Origin of the sequence: Streptomyces longispororuber (genome assembly GCF_024448165.1) — a bacterium.
GTDB classification, from domain to species: Bacteria; Actinomycetota; Actinomycetes; order Streptomycetales; family Streptomycetaceae; genus Streptomyces; species Streptomyces longispororuber_A.
Genome location: NZ_JAMOLN010000411.1, coordinates 1 through 2760, shown reverse-complemented (window position 1 = coordinate 2760; position 2760 = coordinate 1). Strand labels below are relative to the sequence as shown.

2 protein-coding genes and 1 pseudogene are annotated in these 2760 nt (G+C 75.2%); 2 read left to right on the top strand and 1 reads right to left on the bottom strand.

The window, feature by feature from the left end:
- Positions 1-89: 89 nt before the first annotated feature.
- Positions 90-1196: a Gfo/Idh/MocA family protein gene (locus tag M4J07_RS47495; RefSeq protein ID WP_255983587.1), complete on the bottom strand. Its 1107-nt coding sequence runs from the start codon at positions 1194-1196 to the stop codon at positions 90-92.
- A gap of 157 nt (positions 1197-1353) precedes the next feature.
- Here M4J07_RS47495 and M4J07_RS47490 point away from each other — a divergent pair, with 157 nt between their 5' ends.
- A complete protein-coding gene (locus tag M4J07_RS47490) occupies positions 1354-1692 on the top strand; it encodes an ArsR/SmtB family transcription factor (RefSeq protein ID WP_255983585.1) in 339 nt (112 codons plus the stop codon).
- A gap of 87 nt (positions 1693-1779) precedes the next feature.
- Positions 1780-2760 (top strand): annotated as a pseudogene (locus tag M4J07_RS47485) (FUSC family membrane protein); the annotation flags it as partial.

The following is a 2760-nucleotide window of genomic DNA, read 5'->3' as shown; positions in this document are numbered from 1 at the left end:
GGTGCCGCGGGCCGGTGATCGGGCGCCTGGCCGGCCCGGCGGAGGTGCCGCGGGGTCGTGGCCGGGCGCCGAGCGGCCCGCCCCTGCGGTCAGTCGCGTCGCGCCGCGCGCTCGATGCGGTCGAGCAGTCGGTGGTGCCGGGCGGCGTGGGCGAAGTCGGGTACCAGCGAGGTGCCGTCCGTCAGGTCGCGGCGGATCTGGGCGTAGGCGGCGCCGACGTTGTAGGCGGTGGTGCCGCGCAGCTCCCGGAGTTCGGGCTCGAAGTAGTGCTCGGGCACGGGGAGCGGGCCGAGCGCGGTGTCGGCGCCGCGGGCCCCCGTGACGGCGTACTCGCCCATCTGGAGGTGCCCGTGGTCACCGGTGACGACGAGGTCCCCGTCGGTCCCGTTGATCTCCCAGCGGAAGCCGGTGCCCCGTGACCGGCCGCCCCGGTAGTGCACGGAGGCCACCGCGCCGGAGGAGAGCACGCCGCCGACGACCACCTGGTCGGGGACGTCGGGCCGGTGGACCAGGCCGGTCTGCGGGTCCTCGATCGCCCGGCGGCGGGTGGCGGTGACCGCGCCGACCTCGTCGAGGTCGCCGAGCACCATGGTCAGGGCGTCCAGGGTGTGCCCGAACGGAATGGTCAGCAGGTTCGCGCCCGACCTGCGGTCCAGCAGGTACGCGCCGCCTTCCGGGAACGCGGCTCCCCAGCCCCGCCCGTCCGCGACCAGGGTGGTCGACAGCACCTCGCCCACGTAACCGTCGGCGACCAGGTCGCGCAGGTGCCGCACCACCGGGGCGGAGCGCGCCTGCAGCCCGGTGAAGGTGCGCAGCCGGTGCGCGGCGGCGAGGGAGGCCAGCTCCTCGGCCTCGGCGGGGCCGGTGCCCAGCGGCCACTCGGAGAGCACCGCCTTGCCCGCGGCCAGAGCGGCCCTGACGATCTCGCGGTGGTCCGGCACCTTGACGGTGACGACCACCAGGTCGACCGCGTCGGACGCGGCCAGTTCGGCGGCGGTCCCGAAGTGGTGGGCGACGCCGTGCTTCTCGGCGGACTGCCGCGCGGACTCGGCGCTGCTGGCGGAGAGGGCCCGTACCTCGAAGCCCTTGAGGCCGCGCAGGGCGGGCAGGTGGGCACTGGAGGCCCAGCCGCGCCGGGCGGAGAGCCCGACGATGCCGACGCCGATGGGGGAGGGTGGCTGCGGGGACGCGGGCATGGCGGACTCCTCCGTGCAGGACGGTAAACTGTTTGACGGGGAACGAACACTCGCTCCGGAGTGTACGCACGGCGTCGAACACTCTGCAAGGCGTTCGGGCCACCGGGAGACGGCCGGCCTGCAGGGCGGGCCGGAGGCGAGGAAGGGAGTGCAGGGCATGACATCGACGGCCACGGGTGGGAGCCACCGGGCGGCACCGGTCCACATCGACCCCCGGGAGGTGTCCCTCGAATCGGCGCTGCTCGCCCTCGCGGACCCGGTCCGCCGCACCCTCGTGCGGGAGCTGGCCGCGTCGGGACCCTGGGAGCGGACCTGCGGGACCTTCGACGTACCGGTCACCAAGGCCACGCTCAGCAGGCACTTCGCGGTGCTGCGCGAGGCGGGACTGCTGGAGCAGAAGGACGCGGGGCCGCGCCGGCTGAACCGGCTGCGCCGCGAGGAGTTCGACGCGCGCTTCCCGGGGCTGCTGGCCCTGGTGCTCCGCGACGAGGGCTGAGGCGGCGCGGCTCAGGAGTGCGGAGCCCTGCGGGATGGCTAGGTCCATTTTTGGGTCATTTGTCCACCGCGCCCGTATTCTGGCGGGGTGAGCTGGTTCCGGGCGCTGAAGGACACCACCCGCTCGGGACTGACGGTCGAGCGGAAACGGCTGGAACCCTCGATCGCCCTGCGCGGCGCGGCGGGTCTCGCCATCGTCATCGCCGTGAGCCTCGCGCTGTTCGGGCCGCTGGTGGCGGCCGGTTCGGCGTTCGGCGCGTTCCAGGCGGCGATCGCGACGTTCCAGCGCAGCTGGCGGCCCCGCCCCGAGCTGGCCGTGGCCTCCGGCGCGAGCCTCGGCATCTCCACGTTCCTCGGCTACCTCACCGGCTCCCACCTGGCCCTCTTCCTGCCCCTCCTCGCCGTCTGGACGTTCCTGGCGGGCCTGTCCTGGGCGGCGGGCCCGACCATCGGCATCATCGCCTCGTCGAACGTCGCGATGATGCTGGTGACCATCACCCTGCCGACGTCGATCTCCGAGGCCGCCGCGCACGCCGCGATGATGATCTTCGGCGGCCTGGTCCAGGCGGCCCTGGTGATCCTCTTTCCCGTACGGAGATGGGGAGCGCAGCGCGACGCGCTCGCCGACGCCCTCGCGGCCGAGGCCGACTACGCGCGCCGGCTGCGCCACGACCCGGTCGCCCCGTTCGACCCGGAACCGCTGATGCTGGCCCGCAGCGCCGCCGCCCTCACCCCGCGCCAGGCCCGCACCCGCCCCGCCCAGCTGCACGGCGCGCGCGGCCTCGCCGAACGCATCCGCCCGGTCCTCGCCTCCCTCGCCGATCCGGCGGTCGGCGTCCCGGCGGAGGGGCCCGAACGCGACCGGGTCAGGGAGCTCCTCGCTGCCACCGGTTCGATCCTGGACGCGGCGGCCCGCGCCATCCGGCACGGCGACCCGGTGGCGATCCCGGCGGGCGCGGTCGCGGTGTTCCGCACCCCGGACACCGGCGCCCTCCTCACCGGCCCGCCCCTGCGAGCGGCCACCCGCCTGGGCTCGCTGCTCCGCGACGTGGTCGAAACGGCGGGCGGT